Below are 256 nucleotides of genomic sequence, written 5' to 3'. Positions count from 1 at the left end.
CTGTTAATGCCGTCTTGAAGCAATTAACACCTGATCAAATGCTGGTATGGTATATCAGTAAAGATGAACCTACTGATGCAAAACTACACTTCTATGATGGTGAATATCAGATTGTAGACTTAAAGCGCAGCGATTTTGATAAATGGAAAGAAGAGGCAAATTTCGATTTAGCTCTTCCTAGTGTAAATACCTTGTTACCTGAAAACTTCGCACTGAAAACATCTGCGGATGATGCGAAAAAGGGTGTTCAGAAGGT

1 protein-coding gene is annotated in these 256 nt (G+C 38.3%); it reads left to right on the top strand.

Features of this window, described 5'->3' with window-relative positions; genetic code table 11:
- Positions 1-256: hypothetical protein (locus CWC11_RS21580; protein WP_138684228.1), on the top strand; the 256-nt coding region annotated here is incomplete at both ends.

This window comes from Pseudoalteromonas sp. S3178 (assembly GCF_005886985.1).
Classification (GTDB): Bacteria; Pseudomonadota; Gammaproteobacteria; order Enterobacterales; family Alteromonadaceae; genus Pseudoalteromonas; species Pseudoalteromonas carrageenovora.
This window is presented reverse-complemented; position numbering and strand designations above follow the sequence as displayed.